18 protein-coding genes are annotated in these 18,192 nt (G+C 69.8%); 9 read left to right on the forward strand and 9 right to left on the reverse strand.

The window, feature by feature from the left end:
- Window positions 1-95 precede the first annotated feature (95 nt).
- Entirely contained in the window at window positions 96-572 is a 477-nt protein-coding gene (locus ABE957_RS07245; protein WP_349758000.1) for a peroxiredoxin, read from the reverse strand.
- Between the two features lie 315 nt (window positions 573-887).
- On the opposite strand from ABE957_RS07245, the gene aceK reads away from it, so the two are divergent.
- The 4 genes from aceK to ABE957_RS07265 all read left to right on the forward strand — a co-directional run bounded on the left by aceK (window position 888) and on the right by ABE957_RS07265 (window position 5,054).
- On the forward strand, window positions 888-2,633 hold the full coding sequence (aceK, locus tag ABE957_RS07250; RefSeq protein ID WP_349758001.1) for a bifunctional isocitrate dehydrogenase kinase/phosphatase: 1,746 nt from the start codon (window positions 888-890) through the stop codon (window positions 2,631-2,633).
- Window positions 2,634-2,730: 97 nt separating this feature from the next.
- Entirely contained in the window at window positions 2,731-3,150 is a 420-nt protein-coding gene (locus ABE957_RS07255; protein WP_349758002.1) for a SpoIIAA family protein, read from the forward strand.
- 318 nt (window positions 3,151-3,468) lie between these two features.
- Complete coding sequence (locus ABE957_RS07260; RefSeq protein WP_349758003.1) at window positions 3,469-4,209, forward strand: SIR2 family NAD-dependent protein deacylase; 741 nt, start codon at window positions 3,469-3,471, stop codon at window positions 4,207-4,209.
- A gap of 44 nt (window positions 4,210-4,253) precedes the next feature.
- Window positions 4,254-5,054, forward strand: coding sequence for a tRNA-uridine aminocarboxypropyltransferase (locus ABE957_RS07265; protein ID WP_349758004.1), 801 nt, complete (start codon window positions 4,254-4,256; stop codon window positions 5,052-5,054).
- A gap of 25 nt (window positions 5,055-5,079) precedes the next feature.
- Here ABE957_RS07265 and ABE957_RS07270 read toward each other — a convergent pair whose 3' ends face one another.
- From ABE957_RS07270 to def, 8 genes are all read right to left on the reverse strand, one after another.
- Window positions 5,080-5,421, reverse strand: coding sequence for a c-type cytochrome (locus ABE957_RS07270; RefSeq protein ID WP_349758005.1), 342 nt, complete (start codon window positions 5,419-5,421; stop codon window positions 5,080-5,082).
- A gap of 287 nt (window positions 5,422-5,708) precedes the next feature.
- Window positions 5,709-6,947, reverse strand: a complete 1,239-nt coding sequence (locus ABE957_RS07275) for a TraB/GumN family protein (RefSeq protein ID WP_349758006.1) — start codon at window positions 6,945-6,947, stop codon at window positions 5,709-5,711.
- 87 nt (window positions 6,948-7,034) lie between these two features.
- A complete protein-coding gene (locus ABE957_RS07280) occupies window positions 7,035-8,483 on the reverse strand; it encodes a TrkH family potassium uptake protein (protein ID WP_349758007.1) in 1,449 nt (482 codons plus the stop codon).
- 43 nt (window positions 8,484-8,526) lie between these two features.
- Window positions 8,527-9,900, reverse strand: a complete 1,374-nt coding sequence (trkA, locus tag ABE957_RS07285; RefSeq protein WP_349758008.1) for a Trk system potassium transporter TrkA — start codon at window positions 9,898-9,900, stop codon at window positions 8,527-8,529.
- A 118-nt stretch (window positions 9,901-10,018) separates the two neighbouring features.
- Window positions 10,019-10,225, reverse strand: a complete 207-nt coding sequence (locus ABE957_RS07290) for a dodecin (RefSeq protein WP_349758009.1) — start codon at window positions 10,223-10,225, stop codon at window positions 10,019-10,021.
- Between the two features lie 36 nt (window positions 10,226-10,261).
- Window positions 10,262-11,608 carry a 16S rRNA (cytosine(967)-C(5))-methyltransferase RsmB gene (gene rsmB, locus ABE957_RS07295; protein ID WP_349758010.1) on the reverse strand — a complete coding sequence of 449 codons (1,347 nt, stop codon included), beginning with the start codon at window positions 11,606-11,608 and terminating at the stop codon, window positions 10,262-10,264.
- On the reverse strand, window positions 11,605-12,594 hold the full coding sequence (gene fmt, locus ABE957_RS07300) for a methionyl-tRNA formyltransferase (protein ID WP_349758011.1): 990 nt from the start codon (window positions 12,592-12,594) through the stop codon (window positions 11,605-11,607). The genes rsmB and fmt overlap by 4 nt, the downstream gene beginning before the upstream one ends.
- A 123-nt stretch (window positions 12,595-12,717) precedes the next feature.
- The gene (gene def / locus ABE957_RS07305) at window positions 12,718-13,230 is read right to left on the reverse strand and encodes a peptide deformylase (RefSeq protein ID WP_349758012.1); all 513 of its coding nucleotides are present in this window, start codon (window positions 13,228-13,230) and stop codon (window positions 12,718-12,720) included.
- A 171-nt stretch (window positions 13,231-13,401) separates the two neighbouring features.
- Between def and ABE957_RS07310 the strand changes: the two genes are divergently transcribed.
- The 5 genes from ABE957_RS07310 to aroE are packed head-to-tail and all read left to right on the forward strand — an operon-like array spanning window position 13,402 to window position 18,084.
- On the forward strand, window positions 13,402-14,505 hold the full coding sequence (locus ABE957_RS07310) for a LysM peptidoglycan-binding domain-containing protein (protein ID WP_349758013.1): 1,104 nt from the start codon (window positions 13,402-13,404) through the stop codon (window positions 14,503-14,505).
- Between the two features lie 35 nt (window positions 14,506-14,540).
- Window positions 14,541-15,701 (forward strand): DNA-processing protein DprA, encoded by a 1,161-nt coding sequence (gene dprA / locus ABE957_RS07315; protein WP_432765407.1) that lies wholly within the window; start codon window positions 14,541-14,543, stop codon window positions 15,699-15,701.
- A gap of 58 nt (window positions 15,702-15,759) precedes the next feature.
- On the forward strand, window positions 15,760-16,317 hold the full coding sequence (tsaC, locus tag ABE957_RS07320) for an L-threonylcarbamoyladenylate synthase type 1 TsaC (RefSeq protein WP_349758014.1): 558 nt from the start codon (window positions 15,760-15,762) through the stop codon (window positions 16,315-16,317).
- Between the two features lie 28 nt (window positions 16,318-16,345).
- A complete protein-coding gene (hemF, locus tag ABE957_RS07325; protein ID WP_349758015.1) occupies window positions 16,346-17,275 on the forward strand; it encodes an oxygen-dependent coproporphyrinogen oxidase in 930 nt (309 codons plus the stop codon).
- The gene (gene aroE, locus ABE957_RS07330) at window positions 17,272-18,084 is read left to right on the forward strand and encodes a shikimate dehydrogenase (protein ID WP_349758016.1); all 813 of its coding nucleotides are present in this window, start codon (window positions 17,272-17,274) and stop codon (window positions 18,082-18,084) included. The genes hemF and aroE overlap by 4 nt, the downstream gene beginning before the upstream one ends.
- The last annotated feature ends 108 nt before the right edge of the window (window positions 18,085-18,192 follow it).

Raw genomic sequence — 18,192 nt, forward strand, 5'->3', positions numbered from 1 at the left:
GGGGCGCCATTGTCGCCCCCTGGCGCCGCGCTGTCATCCCGGCCGTGCTCTCTCACGCCCCGCTCATGCTGCTTCTTCCCGGGCGCCGGTCGAGCCTAGAGCTGCGCCAGCACGGTCTCGGCGCTGCTCGCCTCGACGCCCTTCTCGTCGATGCCCAGGTACTCCACCACGCCGTCGTTGGCGATCAGGGCGAAGCGCTTGCAGCGCAGGCCCATGCCGCCGCCGGAGGCGTCCAGCTCCATGCCCAGGGCGCGGGTGAACTCGGCATTGCCGTCGGCCAGCATGGTCATGGCCTGGGCGTTCTGATCCTTCTGCCAGGCATCCATCACGAAGGCATCGTTCACCGCCAGGCAGGCGATGGCCTCCACGCCCTGGGCGGAGAGCTTGTCGGCATTGACCACGAAGCCCGGCATGTGGGTGTTGGAGCAGCCCGGCGTGAAGGCGCCGGGCACGGCGAAGAGCACCACCCGCCGGCCGGCGAAGAAGTCGCCGGTGGAGAGGTCCTCGGGGCCCTTGGGGCCGTTGGTCTTGAGGGTGATGTCGGGAATCTTGTCGCCCTTGGCTATCGTCATGGGGTGCTTCCTTGTCGTTGAAGTCGGTCGTGAAGATCGGTCGTGGGGTGTACGTCGCGAGACGCGCGGCGTGGCGGCGCGTCGCGGCACGCCGCGAGTCTGCCCCGACAGTGTGGGGGGCTGGCCGGCGGTTCGCCAAGGGGCAGGTGGAACCTTTCACCACGCGCACCGTTTGCCCCAGGCGCCTTTCACCGAGAGAAGCACGACCTTTCACCGAGTTAAGTACGACCTTTCGACAGGGACACCACCATGGTCGGCTCGTCTCGGGCGACACGATTCGTCATGCTGGACGCGATTGCCGCCCGGAGCCCGATCATGTCGCATTCGCCCGCCTATCGCCTTGCCGCCACGGTGCTGCACGGCTTCGACGAATATCGCTCGCGCTTCAAGCAGATCACCGATGACGCCAGTCGGCGCTTTCGCGATGCGGCCTGGCGCGAGGCGCAGCAGGCCTCGGCGGAGCGCATCGACCTCTACGACGAGAAGGTCCAGGACACCCTGGTGCGCCTCAGGCGCACCCTCGACGACGAGCAGCTGACCAACTGCGTGTGCTGGCAGGAGGCCCGCGGGCACTATGCCGAGCTGATCGATCAGCGGCTCGACTACGAACTGGCCGAGACCTTCTTCAACTCGATGTTCTGCTCGCTGTTCCACCATCGCCACATCCGCAACGACTGGATGTTCGTCTACAGCTCACGGGAGCGGGCGGCGCACCATTCCGGCCTCGAGCTGTGTCGCGTGCGGCGGGTGGGCGGCGACTGGGCGGCGGGCCTCGCCTGGGCGCTCGGCGAGGCGCGCTTCGAGACGCCCTTCGTCGACCTGTCGCGCGACGCCGAGCTCGGCAGCGAGGTGCTGCGACGGCTGCTTCCCGCGGCCATCCAGGAGGACCCCGAGGCCGAGATCGAGCTGATCAAGAGCGTCTTCTATCGCAACAAGGGCGCCTACCTGGTCGGGCGGGTGCTGGGCGGCGGCGAGCAGGTGCCGCTGGTGCTGCCGGTGCTGCACCGCGAGGGCGAGGGGCTGCACCTGGACACGCTGCTGATCGAGCCCGAGGAGGTCTCGATCATCTTCTCCTTCACCCGCGCCTACTTCCAGGTCAAGGTGGTGGTGCCCAGCGAGTTCGTTCACTACCTCCAGGAGCTGATGCCTGACAAGCCCCAGGGCGAGCTGTATGCCGCCATCGGCTTCTTCAAGCACGGCAAGACCGAGTTCTTCCGCGCCCTGAACCATCAGGTGGCGCGGCGCGAGGATCAGTTCATCATCGCCCCTGGGGTGCGCGGCATGGTCATGGCCGTGTTCGTGCTGCCCTCCTTTCGCACCGTGTTCAAGATCATCAAGGACCGCTTCGACCCGAGCAAGGAGATGACCGCCGAGAACGTCCGCGACAAGTACCGCCTGGTCAAGCGCCACGATCGGGTGGGGCGCATGGCCGATACCCAGGAGTTCTCCAACTTTATCGCCCGCCAGGACCATTTCGACCCCGACTGCCTGGCGCACCTGCTCGAGGTGGCGCCGTCCACCGTCTACCTGCGCGGCGACAAGGTGATCATCAAGCACTGCTATACCGAGCGCATGATGACCCCGCTCAACCTCTACCTGGAGACCTGCGACGAGGCGGAGGCCAGCGCGGTGCTCAAGGATTATGGCAACGCCATCAAGCAGATGGCCGCCGCCAACATCTTCCCCGGCGACATGCTGCTGAAGAACTTCGGGGTGACCCGCCATGGGCGGGTGATCTTCTACGACTACGACGAGATCACCTATCTCACCGAGTGTCACTTCCGGCACATTCCCGAGCCCATGTACCCGGAGCAGGAGCTGGCCGACGAGCCCTGGTACTCGGTGGGGCCCAATGATGTGTTCCCCGAGGAATTCGGCCCCTTCCTGTTCGCCGACGTGCGCCGGCGCAAGCTCTTCTACCAGCTGCACCCGGAGCTGTTCGATGCCGACTACTGGAAGGGGCTGCAGCAAGCCATCCTCGATGGCCGGGTGATCGACGTCTATCCGTATCGCAACAAGCGCCGCTTCGCCGGCGACGAGGGCAACGGCCTGACCTACTAGCCGTGTCTACTAGCCAGCCCCGGGCCAGGCCGAGGCACGCTATGCTGAAAGCCACCGAGCCTGCTTTGCCACGCTATCAACTCCAAGGAGAGCGCCCATGCTGGACCTCATTTCTCACCCTGCGGAGCATGTCGTGGCGATGAAGGCGAGTGGCGTCGTCACGGCCCAGGAGCTGCAGCGCGCCATCGATGCCATCGAGGCCGCCAAGCGGGCCCATCCCCGGGTCAGCCTGGTGGTCGAGATCGACGGCCTACGCTGGCTGACCCTGACCGCCCTGCTGAAGGATCTCGGCTACGGCCTGACCCAGCTCGGCGATCTCAAGCACTACCATCGGGCCGCCGTGGTCACCGACCAGGAGTGGGTCAAGCATCTCACCCACCTGGAAGATCGCCTGTTCAAGGCCGTGGAGCTCCGTACCTTTCCCATGCGCGATCACGCCGCGGCCATGGCCTGGGTCGGTGACTTACCCAGGGGGGAGCACGAGAACCCCGAAGATGATGGCTACCACGGCGCCTGACCGTCCCGTGCCATCCGGCCATCCAGAATGCCCGCCGCGGCTGGCGTCCTAGCGCCCGGGCGGCACCGCTGTTCCATCGAGATGATCCACATGCCGCTCGATGGGCAGGCCGCAGCTCGTCGGCCGTGCCAATGGAGTGGAGGGGCCGTCGCCGGGCCACCAAATGCCTGTCGCCCCACTGCTGGAACAGCCGGCCGGGGCCCTGTCTGGTCGCACGGGGGCCTGGGTGGTAGTTTCAGGCAGTGGCAACGTTTGGATATCTAGGGTCGCCGGCGATGGACAGTGAGTCGCTGGCGCCCGCGTGGCGAGAGGTGGTGAATGGTCGAGCAGCGTGCGCCGCATCTGGTGGTGTTCACTGGAGCGGGGATCAGTGCCGAGAGCGGCATCCAGACCTTTCGCGCCAGCGACGGCCTGTGGGCCGACCATCCGATCGAGGATGTCGCCACTCCAGAAGCCTGGCGGCGCGATCCCGAGCGGGTGCTGCGCTTCTACGACCAGCGCCGCGACCAGGTGCGCCGGGCCCGCCCCAACGCCGCCCACAAGGCGCTGGCGAGCCTCGAGAAGCAGGGCTTCGCGGTCAGCATCATCACCCAGAACATCGACGACCTGCACGAGCGCGCCGGCTCACGCCGGGTGCTGCACCTGCACGGCGAGATCCTCAGGGCGCGCTCCACGGTGGACGCGCGCATGCACTACCCGCTGCTCCGCGGCGGGATCCGGCTGGGCGATCTCTGCGACAAGGGCAGCCAGCTTCGCCCGGACGTGGTGTGGTTCGGTGAGGGCGTGCCGCATTTCAGTGAGGCCTGCGAGACCGTGGCCCGGGCCGACCTGCTGCTGGTGGTGGGCACCTCGCTCGCGGTGATGCCGGCCGCGGCGCTGCTCGAGTACGCCCCCCTGGATGCGCCCTGCGTGCTGGTCGATCCCGAGGCCCGCGCTCTGGCGCCGCCCGGCACGACAGCCCTCGAGCAACCGGCCGGCAAGGGCGTGCCGGCCCTGGTGCGCCACTGGCGCCGGGAGGGGCGGCTGTGGCTGCCGGAGACCCTGCTGGGCGAGGCGTGAGGCATGCTAGAATGCCGCCCCTTTACCGCCGGGATCATGCCAGCATGCAGGACGACACCCTTCAGGACACCGTCATCGAGCGCGACTCCGCCACCGAGTTCTCTAGCGACCCCGAAGCCGGTCTCTCCGGTGACCCCGCCACCGGTCATCCGCGGCCGCCGCGGCGCGAGTTCAAGGCGCGCGGCAGCTTCGTGACGCGCTGCGAGGGCTGCAACCTGCCGGCGCTCAACTGCCTGTGTCCCTATCGGGTCAGCGCCGAGAGCGAGGCGAAGGTGTGGCTGCTGACCCATCCGCTGGAGCACCATAAGCCGACCAATACCGGCCGGCTGATCGGCGATGTATTGAGCGATACCGAGGTCTTCACCTGGTATCGCACGGCGCCGGACGCGCGGCTGCTGGCGCTGCTCGATGACGAGCGCTTCGATCCCTTCGTGATCTTCCCCGACGACCAGCCCGACTATGCCGATCGCGTGGTGGGCATGGAACGCGTCGCGGCCGGCAAGCGGTCGGGGCGGGTACCGGTCTTCATCATCCTCGACGGCACCTGGCGTCAGGCGCGACGCATATTCCGCAAGAGCCCCTACCTCGAGCGGCTGCCGGTACTGCCGCTGGCCACCGAGCGGCTGACCCGCTATCGGCTGCGCAAGCCGGCCTCGGCGGCCCACCTCTGCACCGCCGAGGTAGCTATCGAGCTGCTTCGCCAGTCAGGCGACCGCGAGGCCGCCGAGGTGCTTGACGACACCTTCGACGCCTTCAACGACAGCTACGCTGCCAGCCGGCGCCACCACAAGCTCAAGGCGCCCACGCCGGCGATGCGGCGGCTGCTGGAGCGGGCCGGCCGCTAGGCGAGTCCCGCTCGCCGGGCCGACCTCACTCCTTGGCCTTGCCGAGGATCCAGTCGACCAGCTGCTTGGCCTCCGCCTCGCTCACCTCGGGGCGCTCCCCGGGCTCCGGCATGGTCGCCGAGCCCCAGTGGTCCTCGCCGCCGCTCAGCACGACCTCGACCAGGTAGTCGTGCATCTCGCTGCCCGCGTATTTGGCGGCGATGCTGTTGAAGCTCGGCGCCCGCGGGGTGTCGTCGTCCCGGGCGTGGCAGCTCAGGCACTGCTTCTCCTCGGCCAGCTGCTGCATGTCGGCATGCATGTCCGCTGCCGCGGAGGCGGCGCCCAGCAGCAGGCCGCCCAGCGTCAGGAATAGCACGGTCGTCTTCATCGTCTCGCCCCCCATGAATCGATTCTCAGGCACCCGGGAGGATGCCTCGCTCAAGGCGACCACGAGGCCGTGGGGCTTCGTGGCCGCTGCCTTGAACATAGGTCAGGGAGCTGGGGGGCGATTTCTGCTTTTTCTCATGCCGGCGTGGCCTCGCTCGCTCGCGGGCCCGCCGCCGCGCCTTTCCACGGGCCCGCCGCCGCGCCTTTCCACGGGCCCGCCGCCGCTCGCACTTGGAGCGACAGAGGCGACGACGAGGGGCTCGGGGCGGGAGGAGGGGCGGTGCGGGATCAGCCGCCGAACAGCTTGCCGGCGATACGAAAGCCGGCGATCCAGGTGCCGGCGGCGGAGCCGAGGGTGGCGGTGAGGAACACCAGCAGGGTGCGCGAGACTCGGTTGCGCCACCAGCCCTTGAGCTCGGTGACGTCGTGTCGCAGGGTCGAGAAGTCCCGCACCTTGGGCTTGCGCAGCCACAGCTCGACGCCGGCGGCCACGAAGCCGGCGCCGATGGTGGGGTTGAGCGAGGTGAGCGGGGCGGCGACGAAGGTCGCCGCGACCGTGAGCGGATGCGCCAGGGCGACCAGGGTGGCGGCGCCGGAGAGCACGCCGTTGATCAGGAACCACTCCACCACCAGCTGCCAACCGAGCTCGGTGTTGCGCGAGAAGCCGATGGCGAAGCCGGTCAGCACCAGCGCGGTGATCGCCCAGGGCAGCGCCTTCCAGACCTTCGACGGCGGCGGCGTGGCCTCCAGGGCCTCGCGCTCCGGGTGCGGCGCCTCTGGCAGCGGCTGCTCCAGCTGTTCGGCCATGCCCTTCATGTGGCCGGCACCGATCACCACCAGCACGCTTCGGTAGCGTCCGGGGGCGGCGTCTTCCGCCAGGCGCAGCACCATGTAGCGGTCGCGCTCGCTGATCAGCGGGTCGTAGAGCGAGGCCGATTCGGCGGCGAACTCGCTGAAAGTGGACTCCAGGACGTCGCCCTCCTTGAGCCGTTCGATCTCCTCGGCGGAGACCTGCTGGCGCGACAGCACGCTGCCGAGCAGCCCCGAGAACAGTGAGAAGCGCTGCCACCAGGGCACGTTGTGATAGATGCGCTTGAGGGTGATGCCCACGTCGCGATCGATCAGCAGCAGCGGCAGGTCGGCGTCGCGGCTCTCCTCGAGGGCGGCGCGCATCTCGGCGCCCGGCTCGATCCCCGACTGCTCGGCGACGCGCTGCTGGAAGGCGCCCAGTGCCAGGCTGGCGGCGACCATGCCGGCCTTGCCCTGACGGAAGATCTGGAACAGGTCCTGCTCGCCCAGGGCATCGGGATTCATCAGGCTGTGGTGGCGCGAGTCGCACAGCTCGATAGCCACGGCATCGAACTCGCCGGAGCGGATCAGCGCACGCACGTCCGCGGCGCTCTCGGCGGAGACATGGGCGGTGCCCAGCAGGGTGTAGCGGGTCTCGCCCACCACGAGCTCCCGGCGCGGGCCGCTGGTGGTCTCGTCCTGCGGGGGAGTGATCACGGAGTCCTGGGAGTCGGTCATGGACGCTCGGGCTGTGGGAGTGAAGGAACGATTATCCACGAAGCGCCGGGGCAGGCCAAACCCGCCGCGACGCTTGCATGAGGGTTGCTACTTTCGCCAGAAGGCCGGGGTGAACAGCACCAGCACGGTGAAGATCTCCAGGCGGCCGAGCAGCATCGCCACCACCAGGATCCACTTGGCCAGCATCGGCAGGTCGCCGTAGTGGGCGCTGGCCTCACCGAGCGCCGGGCCGAGGTTGTTGAGCGCCGAGCCCACCGTCGACCAGGCGGTGACCTGATCGACGCCGGTGGCCATCACCCCCACCAGCATCAGGAAGAACAGCATCACGTAGGCGGAGAAGAAGCCCCACACCGCCTGGGCGATGCCGTCCGGCACGCTGACCTTGCCGATCTTCACCGTGATCACCGCATTGGGGTGGATCAGGCGCATCACCTCGCGCATGCCCTGCTTGAGGATCAGGATGATGCGGATCACCTTCATGCCCCCGCCGGTGGAGCCGGAGCAGCCGCCGACGAAGGCCGCGACGAACAGCAGGAAGGGCAGGGCGCCGGGCCAGGTGGAGAAGTCCGCCACCGCGAAGCCGGCGGTGGTGGCTACCGAGACCACCTCGAACACCGCATGGCGAAGCCCCTGGGCGGTCGAGTAGACGTCGGTCAGCCACAGCGAGATCGCGGTGATCACCGTCAGGCCACTCAGGAAGAGCATCAGGAAGCGCGCCTCGGGATCCTGGAAGTAGTGGGTCAGGCTGCGCTGGCGCCAGGCCAGGAAGTGCAGGCTGTAGCTGAACGCCGAGATCAGCAGGAAACCGGTGCAGATCATCTCGATGGCGGCACTGTCGAAGTAGCCGATGCTGGCGTCGTAGGTCGAGAAGCCGCCGATCGCCACGGTGGAGAAGCTGTGCCCCAGGGCGTCGAACCAGTCCATGCCGGCGGCCATGTAGGCGAGCATGCAGGCGATGGTCAGGGAGGCGTAGATGTACCACAGCGCCTTGGCGGTTTCGGTGATGCGCGGCGTGAGCTTGGAGTCCTTGAGCGGCCCCGGGATCTCGGAGCGATAGAGCGCCATGCCGCCGACCCCCAGGGTCGGCAGGATGGCCACGGCCAGTACCACGATCCCCATGCCGCCCAGCCACTGCAGCTGCTGGCGGTAGTAGAGCACCGCCTTGGGCAGGAACTCGATGCCGGTGATCACCGTGGCGCCGGTGGTGGTCAGCCCCGAGAAGGACTCGAACACCGCGTCGGTGGGTGACAGGGCCGTGTCGCCGGTGAGCATCAGCGGCAGCGAGCCGAACAGCCCCAGCACGCTCCAGAAGAGCGCCGCGATCAAGAAGCCGTCGCGGGTGCGCAGCTCCTTGAGGGCATGGCGGTTGGGCAGGTACATCACCGCCCCGGTGGCCACGGTGATGCCGATGGCCACCGCGAAGGCCTCCCACATGCCGTCCTGGTACAGCAGCGAGATCAGGATGGGCGGCACCATGGTCAGGCTGAACATCATCAGCAGCAGGCCCAGGATGCGCAGGATCATGCGCAGGCTCATCGGGCGGCTCTCCTCGGGTCGCCAGGGGGTACGGGACAGGCCATCAGAAGAACGTCAGTCCGACCTGGAAGAGCCGCTCGACGTCGCGCAGCCGGCGCTTGTCGATCACGAACAGGATGACGTGGTCGCCGGAGGCCACCACCACGTCGTCGTGGGCGATCAGCACCTCCTTGCCGCGCACCACCGCACCGATGGTGGTGCCCTGGGGCAGGTCGATCTCGCCGATGGCGCGGCCCACCACCTTCGACGACTGGGTGTCGCCGTGGGCGATGGCCTCGATGGCTTCGGCGGCGCCGCGGCGCAGCGAGTGGACGTTGACGATGTCGCCGCGGCGCACGTGGGTCAGCAGGCTGCCGATGGTGGCCTGCTGGGGGGAGATGGCGATGTCGATCTCGCCGCCCTGCACCAGGTCCACGTAGGCGGCGTTGTTGATCAGCGTCAGCACCTTCTTGGCGCCCATGCGCTTGGCCAGCATCGACGACATGATGTTCACCTCGTCGTCGTTGGTCAGGGCGCAGAAGATGTCGCAGTCCTCGATGTTCTCCTCCTCGAGCAGCCGCTTGGCGGTGGCGCTGCCGTGCAGCACCACGGTGCGGTCCAGGCGCTCGGAGAGCTGGGTGCAGCGGTCGAGGTTGTGCTCGATGATCTTGACCTGGTGGCTGTGCTCCAGGTGTTCGGCGAGGCGCTCGCCGATGTTACCGCCGCCGGCGATCATCACCCGGCGGAAGTCGCGGTCGAGGCGGCGCAGCTCGCTCATCACCGCGCGGATGTCGCGGCGGGCGGCGATGAAGAAGACCTCGTCGTCGGCCTCGATCACGGTATCGCCGCGGGGGATGATCGGTCGGTTGCGGCGGTAGATGGCAGCCACCCGGGTATCCACGCTGGGCATGTGGCGGCGCAGGAAGCCGAGCTCCTGGCCGACCAGCGGGCCGCCGTAGAAGGCCTTGACCGCCACCAGCTGCACCAGGCCGCTGGCGAACTCCAGCACCTGCAGTGCGCCGGGGTGCTCAATCAGGCGGCGGATATGGTCGGTGACCACCTGCTCGGGACTGATCAGCACGTCGATCGGCACCGCGTCGTGGGCGAACAGCCCCTTGCGGGTGAGGTAGGCGGTGGCGCGTACCCGGGCGATCTTGGTGGGGGTGCGAAACAGCGTGTGCGCCACCTGGCAGGCGATCATGTTGACTTCGTCGGAGTTGGTCACCGCGATCAGCATGTCGGCGTCCTCGCCGCCGGCCTGGCGCAGCACCATCGGGTAGGAGCCGGCGCCGGACACCGTGCGGATATCGAGTCGGGTGTGCAGCTCGCGCAGGCGTTCGCCGTCGGTGTCCACCACCGTGATGTCGTTCTCTTCCCGGGCCAGGTGTTCGGCCAGGGTGCCGCCGACCTGGCCGGCGCCCAGAATGATGATCTTCATCGATGTGCTATCCGCTCTGGTCAGACCCGGGGGATCGAGAGCGGCGCACCGTGTGCGCCGCAGCATACCGAGGCAAGCCTAAATCAGCCGTCGGCAGAAGAACAGGTCGCGCCCTGCTTCAGTCCAGGGTGAAGCCGACCTTGATGGTGACCTGCCAGTGGGCAACCCGCGCGTGCTCGATGTGGCCACGGGTCTCCGTGACCTCGAACCAGCGCATGCCGTGCAGGCTCTCCGAGGCCTTGGTCAGGGCATTCTGGACGGCGCTTTCGATGTCCTTCTCCGAGGATCCCGTCAGCTCGATATGCTTGTAGATGTGATGGCTCATGCGGCCTCCTGTCTGGCGTATCGGATGCCCCGCCGGTCAGGCGGGACGCTTCCCCAGTCTGGCATAGAAGAAACCGTCATGGCTGTCGGGCTCGGGCAGCAGCTGACGGCCGACGCCCGAGGCGCGGCCCCAGCCCAGGTCGGCCGGCATGGTGACCTCGGCATCGGGAGTGCGCGCCAGGAAGGCGTCGATCTGCTCGGCGTTCTCGGCGGGCAGCACCGAGCAGGTGGCGTAGAGCAGGGTGCCGCCCGGGGCCAGCAGCGGCCAGAGGTTGTCGAGCAGGCGGGCCTGCAGCTCGGCCAGCTTGGTGATGTCCGACGGGCGACGCAGCCGCTTGATGTCCGGGTGGCGGCGGATCACGCCGCTGCCGGAGCAGGGCGCGTCGAGCAGGATGGCGTCGAAGGGCGTGCCGTCCCACCAGTCGCGCGCGGTGGCATCGCCGGCGGCCAGGGTCGCTTCGAGCCCCAGCCGTGACAGGGTGTCCTCGACCCGGGCCAGGCGCACGTCGTCGCAGTCGATGGCCTGCAGGTCGAGGTCGTAGAGCTCCAGCAGGTGGGCGGTCTTGCCGCCCGGAGCGCAGCAGGCGTCCAGCACGCGGGCGCCGGGGCGCGGGGCGAGCGATGGGCCGAGCAGCACGGCGGCCAGCTGGGCCGCCTCATCCTGGACGCTGACGTGGCCCTCGGCGAAGCCGGGGAGCGTCTCGACGTCGCGCGGCGTCTCCAGCGTCAGGCCATCCGGGGCATGCAGGCAGAGGCGCGCCTGGATGCCGGCGCCGTCGAGACGGTCCAGGTACATCTCACGATCGCCGTGGCGACGGTTGACGCGCAGCGTCATGGGGCCGGCCAGGTTGTTGGCCTCGCAGATGGCCTGCCAGTCGTCCGGCCAGGCCTGGCGCAGGGTCTTGAGCCACCACTTGGGGTGCAGCAGGGCCACGGCCGGGTCGCGGTCCACCTCGGCCTGGAGCTCGGCGCTCTCGCGCTGCAGGCGGCGCAGGCAGCCGTTCAGCACCCGGGTGGCCCACTCCTTGCCGAGCAGGCGCGCGGCGCCGGCGGTCTCGCCCACGGCGGCATGGGCCGGGATGCGCAGGTAGAGCTGCTGATAGATGCCGAGCAGCAGCAGCGCCTGAACATCGGCGTCGCGCGCCTTGAACGGCTTGGCCAGCAGCGTGTTGGCCAGCGCCTCGAGCCGTGGCAGGGTGCGGCAGGTGCCGTAGCAGAGCGCCTTGAACAGGGAGCGGTCCCGGGCGACCACCTGGTGGTCGTCGAGGCCGGTGAGCGAGCCCTTGCCGGTGATCACCGGGGCGAGGGCGCGGGCGGCGGCGGCGCGGACGGCCAGGCCGCTGTCGCCCGTCTTGGTGCGGGGGGCGTGGGGCGTCTGGCTCATGCCGGGCTCTCCTCGTCGTGGTGTCCCAGGCGGGTGCCGGGGGTGAATCGCTCGGCGCGCGCCTTGAGCAGCTCGCGCACGGCCATGCCCTTGCCGCCGGGCAGCTGGGCGCGGCTCACCGCCAGCACCTGGTCGCCGGCCTCGCCGCAGGCGATGCGCAGGGCCTCGGTCGAGGGCGAGAGCAGGGTGCCGGGGCGACTCGCTGCCTCGTCCGGCGCCGCAGGCTCGCCGTGGGCCATCAGCAGGCGCAGGCGGTCACTGCCCAGCGCGCACCAGGCCACCGGCCAGGGATTGAAGGCGCGGATGCGGGCGGCCAGCTCGTCGGCCGGACGGCGAAAGTCGAGTTCCGCCTCGGCCTTGGAGAGCTTGGCGGCGTAGGTGACGCCCTCCGCGGGCTGGGGCATGGGGGTAAGTCCCTCGCCGGCCAGTGCCTCCAGGGCCTCGACCAGGGCCTCGCCGCCCAGGCTCGCCAGGGTGTCGTGAAGCTCGCCGCCGGTGGTGGTGGCGGTGATCGGCGTTTGCTTGATCAGCAGCATGTCGCCGGTGTCCAGGCCCGCGTCCATCTGCATGATGGTCACGCCGCTCGCGTCATCGCCGGCCTCGATGGCCCGCTGGATGGGTGCTGCCCCGCGCCAGCGGGGCAGCAGCGAGGCATGCACGTTGAGACAGCCCCGCGGGGGGATGTCGAGCACGGCCTGGGGCAGGATGAGGCCGTAGGCCACCACCACCATGATGTCGGCTTCGAGGGCCGCGAGTTCGGCCTGCGCCTCGGGGGCCTTGAGGGTCGCGGGCTGATGGACCGGCAGGTCATGCTGCAGCGCCAGTGCCTTGACGGGGCTCGGGGTCAGCTTGCGGCCGCGGCCCGCCGGACGGTCCGGCTGGGTGTAGACGGCGATGACGTCATGTTGGCTCGCCAGCAGCGCCGACAGGCTCTCGGCGGCGAAGTCGGGGGTGCCGGCGAAGATGACGCGCAGGGGTCGGGACATGTTGAGGGCCTTGCCAGTGGGCGATGGCCCTCATGATAACGGAGGCGACCGGAAACGACGAAGGCCGACGTGAAAACGCCGGCCTTCGGGGAGCCGCTGGGCGGCGCCGAGTGCAACCGGGTATCAGGCGGGCTGCAGCTGCTTGTGGCGCTTCTGCATCTTCTTCATCACCCGATCCCGCTTGAGCGGGGAGAGGTAGTCGACGAACAGCACGCCCTCCAGGTGATCGAACTCGTGCTGGATGCAGTGGGCGAGCAGCCCCTCGGCCTCGAGCTCATAGGGCTTGCCGTCGCGATCCAGGGCCTCGAGGTGCACCTTCAGGGCACGCGGAACCTCGGCGTAGTACTCGGGGATCGACAGGCACCCCTCCTGCATTGGGTCACGCTCGTCGCCGATGGGCGTGTAGCTCGGGTTGATGAGCACCAGCGGGCTTGAGCGGTCGTCGCTGACGTCCATGACGATGACCCGGCGGTGGACGTCCACCTGAGTCGCGGCGAGTCCGATGCCGCTGGCGTCGTACATGGTCTCGAGCATGTCGTCGACCAGGCGGCGCACCTCGTCGTCGACCGCCTCGACCGGCGTGGCGATGGTGCGAAGCCGCTCGTCGGGAAATTCGAGGATGGGTAATTTGGCCATGGCGTTGGAATCACCGTTATGCTGTCATTTACAAGATGACACTATTCTAGAAGGGCGCGATCTACGGCGACACCGTCGAACGTGCATCATATCGATAGCATCTGACTATACCACGTCGCCATTGTTCCATGGGCGGCAGGCGTGGGGCCAGCAACCCGGGGGAGAGCAGGGATGAAACAGACAGGATGCGCAGAGCGCTGGTGTCGGCGCCTGAAAGTGGGGCTCGGAGCCGTGCTGATGGGCGGGATGCTTGGTCTTCCCCTGGTCCAGGCGCAGGGGCTCTCCTGGGACGATGGCCTGAGGGGGGATGCCCCGGATCGCTATACCGTAGTGAAGGGCGACACCCTGTGGGACATCTCCGGTCGCTTCCTGCAGCACCCCTGGCAGTGGCCAGAGGTCTGGCAGGTCAACCCGCAGATCAAGAACCCCCACCTGATCTACCCCGGCGATGTCGTCTACCTCTATGACTGCAACGGCCGACCCTGTCTCGGCCTGGAGCGCGGCCAGGGCGTGGTACGGCTGTCGCCGAAGGTGCGCACCTCGTCGCACCGCGAGGCCATCGAGCCGATCCCGCTGGATGCCGTGCGCCACTTCCTGCGCGATCATCGCGTGATCGAGGACCCCGAGGCGCTGGACGAGCTGGCCTACGTGGTCGCCGGGGACGACGGCCGGCTGGTCAGCGGCCGCGGCGATCGCCTCTACGCCCGTGGGCGGGTCGAGGGCGGCGGTCGCGTCGGCCTCTACCGGGTCGGCGAGCAGTACGTCGACAGCGCCACCGGCGAGTCGCTCGGCCTCGAACTCGAGAGCGTCGGCGAGGCGCGCCGGCTGCGCCAGGAGGACGACATCGTGGTGATGGAGGTGACCGCCTCCCGCCAGGAGGTCCGCGACGACGACATCGCGCTGCCCCTCGAGGATCGTCGCCTGGTGACCGAGTTCCTGCCCCGGGCGCCCGACCGCGAGATCGACGGCCGCATCCTGGCAGTGCCGGGCGGCGTTCGCTTCATCGGGCCGCTGCAGGTGGTGGCGCTGGATCGCGGCCGCCGCGACGGCCTGGAGACGGGGCACGTGCTGATGGTCGAGCAGCGCGGCGAACTGGTCGACGATCCGCGCACCGGCGAGCCGCTGCGCCTGCCCGGCGAGGATGCCGGCCTGGTGATGGTCTTCCGGCCCTACGAGAAGATGAGCTATGGCCTGGTGATGGAGGCCAACCGCACGCTCTCGGTGGGCGATCGCATCCATAGCCCCCAGCGCCGGCTGGACACGGCGCTGCGCTAGGGGCGACGCGGCCACCAGTGCAGCCCTGAAGCGCCATGCAGGCTCACGAGATGCAGTCGCGCGAGTGGCGCGCCCTGGCACGGCTGCCCGGCGTCGGGTCGCGGCGGCTCGGCGAGTTGCTGGCGGCGCGCCCCGACTGGCCGGCGGGCTTTCTGGCCGCGCTGCCCCGGGAGGCCGCCACGGCCCTGCGGCTGTGGCTCGATCATCCCGCGCGCAGCCCCCTCACCGCCGAACTCGACGCCGAGGAGGCCTGGCTCGCCGCCGGGCCCGCCCGGCACCTGCTCCATCCGGGCCATCCCCACTGGCCGAGGCTGCTCGAGCAGATCGCCGACCCGCCGCCGGTGCTCTGGGCGCTGGGCGATCTCGCCGCGCTCGGGCCGCCGCGCCTGGCCATGGTCGGCTCCCGTCGTTCCACCCGCGAGGGCCTCACCAACGCCGCCGGCTTCGCCAGGGAGCTCGCCGGGCGCGACTGGTGCGTGGTCAGCGGCATGGCGCTGGGCATCGACGCCGCCGCCCAGCAGGCCGCCCTGGAGGCCGGCGGCACCAGCATCGCGGTGCTCGGCTGCGGCGTGGACGTGGTCTACCCGCCGCGCCATCACCGCCTGCACCGGCGGCTGCAGGAGACGGGCGGGCTGCTGCTCTCCGAACATCCCCCCGGCACCCTGGCACGGGCCGGCTTCTTCCCGCGGCGCAACCGCATCGTCACCGGCCTGTCACTGGGGGTGCTGGTGGTCGAGGCCGCCGAGAAGAGCGGCTCGCTGGTCAGCGCCCGCCTGGCCCTCGAGCAGAACCGCGAGGTCTTCGCCCTGCCCGGCTCCATCCACAACCCCATGGCGCGGGGCTGCCTGCAGCTGATTCGCGACGGCGCCGTGCTGGTGCGCCAGGTCGACGACATCCTCGCCGAGCTGAGCCAGTGGGCCGTATCGAGCGCGGTGGGGAATGCCATGGAGGGGACTGTGGGGAATGCCATGGAGAGCGCCGTCGACCCCGCCGCGGCGCCCGACCCGATCGAGGCCCGCGAGGATTCGCTGCTGCGCTGGCTAAGCGACACGCCCACCCCGGTGGATGCCCTGGTGTCGCTGACCGGCCGCGGCGTCGCCGACTGCCAGCGCGGCCTGCTGGAACTCGAGCTCGAGGGCGCCGCGACCCAGGCCGCCGGCGGCTGGGTGCGCCTGCCGACCCGCCCGGGAGCGTGATAGCATACGCCTCCCCGGATGCCGCCTCGCGGCATCGCCAGTCGAGGCGAGGAGACCCATGAACGAGGCCAGCGCGCTTGCCGATGCCGTCGCCGCCCTGCGGGCCGGCGGCGTGATCGCCTATCCCACCGAGGCCGTCTGGGGCCTCGGCTGCGACCCCGACGACGAGGCGGCGCTTGCGCGCCTGTTGCGCCTCAAGGCGCGCGACCCGGCCAAGGGCGTGATCCTGGTGGCCGCGAGCATCGCGCAGTTCGCACCCTGGCTCGAGGGCCTCACGGCAGCGCAGCGCGCGCCGCTGGAGGCGAGCTGGCCGGGGCCCACGACCTGGCTGGTGCCCGACAACGGCCGCGCCCATGCCCTGGTGCGCGGCGACCACGAGAGGGTGGCGCTGCGCGTCAGCGATCACCCGCTGGTCATCGCCCTGTGCGAGGCCGTCGGCGGCCCGGTGGTCTCGACCTCGGCCAACCGGGCCGGCGAGCCGCCGGCGATGAGCGCCGACGAGATCCGTCGCGTCTTCGGCGACGAGCTCGATGCCGTCCTCGAGGGCGCGCTCGGCGGGCTCGAGCGTCCCAGCACCATCCGCGACCTGGCGACCGGCCGGGTCCTGCGTTCCTGAATCACCCCGATTTTCCCTGGAGGCACCGGTGGCCCACGCCCATCTCGATGACGTCAAGACCTACCTGCTCGACCTGCAGGATCGCCTCTGCACGGCCCTGGCCGCCGAGGACGGCGGCGCCTTTCGCGAGGATAGCTGGCAGCGCGAGGAGGGCGGCGGCGGCCGCTCCCGGGTGATCGAGCAGGGCCGGCTCTTCGAGAAGGGCGGCGTCAACTTCTCCCATGTGTTCGGCGCGCGCCTGCCGCCCTCGGCCACCGCGGCGCGTCCCGAACTCGTCGGGCGCAGCTTCCACGCCGTGGGGGTCTCCTGGGTGCTGCACCCGGAGAATCCCCACGTGCCGACCAGCCACGGCAACGTGCGCTTCTTCATCGCCGAGAAGGAGGGTGAGGCGCCGGTGTGGTGGTTCGGCGGCGGCTACGACCTGACCCCCTACTACCCGGTGCTCGAGGACGTGGTGCACTGGCATCGGGTGGCCCGCGACGCCTGCGCGCCCTTCGGCGAGGCGGCCTATCCGCGCTACAAGGCGTGGTGCGACGACTACTTCACCCTCAAGCATCGCGACGAGACCCGCGGGGTCGGCGGGCTCTTCTTCGACGACCTCAACGAGGAGGGCTTCGAGGCGAGTTTCGCCTTCCAGCGCGCCGTCGGCGACAGCTTCCTCGACGCCTACCTGCCGATCGTGCGTTGCCGCCGCGACACGCCTTTCGGCGAGCGCGAGCGGGACTTCCAGCTCTATCGTCGCGGCCGCTACGTGGAGTTCAACCTGGTGTGGGACCGCGGCACGCTGTTCGGCCTGCAGAGCGGCGGTCGCACCGAGTCGATCCTGATGTCGATGCCGCCCCTGGCGCGCTGGATCTACGACTGGCAGCCCGAGCCGGGCAGCCCCGAGGCGGCGCTCGACGATTACCTACACCCCCGCGACTGGCTGGGCGAGGCGGCCGAGGAGGACGAGGCATGATCGATCGCTACTGCGTGTTTGGCCACCCGATCGGCCACTCGAAGTCGCCGGCCATCCACTCGGCTTTCGCCGAGCAGACCGGCGAGCGCCTCGAGTACACCGCCATCGAGGCGCCGCTCGACGACTTCGCCGGCGCCTGGCGCGCCTTCGTGGCCGAGGGCGGGCGCGGGGCCAACGTCACCGTGCCCTTCAAGGAGGCGGCGTTTGCCCTCTGCGACACCCTGAGCGAGCGCGCCCGCCGCGCCGGGGCGGTGAACACCCTGATCCTCGGCGGCAACGGGCTGACCTATGGCGACACCACCGACGGCGTCGGCCTGGTGCGTGATCTCAAGCGTCACGGGGTGCGTCTCGCCGGGGCGCGGATCCTGGTGCTGGGCGCCGGCGGCGCGGTACGCGGGGTGCTGGAGCCGCTGCTGGCCGAGGCGCCCGCGAGCGTGCGGATCGCCAATCGCACCGCGGCCAAGGCCGCGGCCCTGGCCAACGACTTCGGCGACCTGGGCAGGATACACGGCGGCGGCTTCGAGGCGGTGGAGGGGCCCTTCGATCTGGTGATCAACGGCACCAGCGCGAGCCTCGCCGGTGACCTGCCGCCGCTGCCCGACGCCCTCTTCGCCCCCGGGGCGACGGCCCACGACATGATGTACGGTGCCGCGCCCACGGTGTTCCTGCGCTGGGCGGCCGAGCGCGGCGCCCGCCCCCTCGACGGCCTGGGCATGCTGGTGGAACAGGCCGCCGAGTCGTTCTTCCAGTGGCGTGGCAAGCGTCCAGATACCGCGCCGGTTCGCGAGGCGCTGCGCCGCGCGCTGTGAGTTTCTGGCCTAGCCCTGGGGTTGTGGTTGCCGATAGTGAGGAGTGCCTGGGGCAGGCCATAGAGGAGGTCCTACGCCATGGATGGCGTCGGTAGCGCCCAGGGAGGG

It is taken from the genome of Halomonas pelophila, from assembly GCF_040196315.1.
In the GTDB taxonomy this organism is placed as follows: domain Bacteria; phylum Pseudomonadota; class Gammaproteobacteria; order Pseudomonadales; family Halomonadaceae; genus Halomonas; species Halomonas pelophila.

Excerpts from the sequence above, each read along its gene's own strand:
- ABE957_RS07245 (WP_349758000.1), bottom strand. The coding sequence starts at position 572 with ATGACGATAGCCAAGGGCGACAAGATTCCCGACATCACCCTCAAGACC.
- aceK (WP_349758001.1), top strand. The coding sequence starts at position 888 with ATGTCGCATTCGCCCGCCTATCGCCTTGCCGCCACGGTGCTGCACGGC.
- ABE957_RS07255 (WP_349758002.1), top strand. The coding sequence starts at position 2,731 with ATGCTGGACCTCATTTCTCACCCTGCGGAGCATGTCGTGGCGATGAAG.
- ABE957_RS07260 (WP_349758003.1), top strand. The coding sequence starts at position 3,469 with ATGGTCGAGCAGCGTGCGCCGCATCTGGTGGTGTTCACTGGAGCGGGG.
- ABE957_RS07265 (WP_349758004.1), top strand. The coding sequence starts at position 4,254 with ATGCAGGACGACACCCTTCAGGACACCGTCATCGAGCGCGACTCCGCC.
- ABE957_RS07270 (WP_349758005.1), bottom strand. The coding sequence starts at position 5,421 with ATGAAGACGACCGTGCTATTCCTGACGCTGGGCGGCCTGCTGCTGGGC.
- ABE957_RS07275 (WP_349758006.1), bottom strand. The coding sequence starts at position 6,947 with ATGACCGACTCCCAGGACTCCGTGATCACTCCCCCGCAGGACGAGACC.
- ABE957_RS07280 (WP_349758007.1), bottom strand. The coding sequence starts at position 8,483 with ATGAGCCTGCGCATGATCCTGCGCATCCTGGGCCTGCTGCTGATGATG.
- trkA (WP_349758008.1), bottom strand. The coding sequence starts at position 9,900 with ATGAAGATCATCATTCTGGGCGCCGGCCAGGTCGGCGGCACCCTGGCC.
- ABE957_RS07290 (WP_349758009.1), bottom strand. The coding sequence starts at position 10,225 with ATGAGCCATCACATCTACAAGCATATCGAGCTGACGGGATCCTCGGAG.
- rsmB (WP_349758010.1), bottom strand. The coding sequence starts at position 11,608 with ATGAGCCAGACGCCCCACGCCCCCCGCACCAAGACGGGCGACAGCGGC.
- fmt (WP_349758011.1), bottom strand. The coding sequence starts at position 12,594 with ATGTCCCGACCCCTGCGCGTCATCTTCGCCGGCACCCCCGACTTCGCC.
- def (WP_349758012.1), bottom strand. The coding sequence starts at position 13,230 with ATGGCCAAATTACCCATCCTCGAATTTCCCGACGAGCGGCTTCGCACC.
- ABE957_RS07310 (WP_349758013.1), top strand. The coding sequence starts at position 13,402 with ATGAAACAGACAGGATGCGCAGAGCGCTGGTGTCGGCGCCTGAAAGTG.
- dprA (WP_432765407.1), top strand. The coding sequence starts at position 14,541 with ATGCAGGCTCACGAGATGCAGTCGCGCGAGTGGCGCGCCCTGGCACGG.
- tsaC (WP_349758014.1), top strand. The coding sequence starts at position 15,760 with ATGAACGAGGCCAGCGCGCTTGCCGATGCCGTCGCCGCCCTGCGGGCC.
- aroE (WP_349758016.1), top strand. The coding sequence starts at position 17,272 with ATGATCGATCGCTACTGCGTGTTTGGCCACCCGATCGGCCACTCGAAG.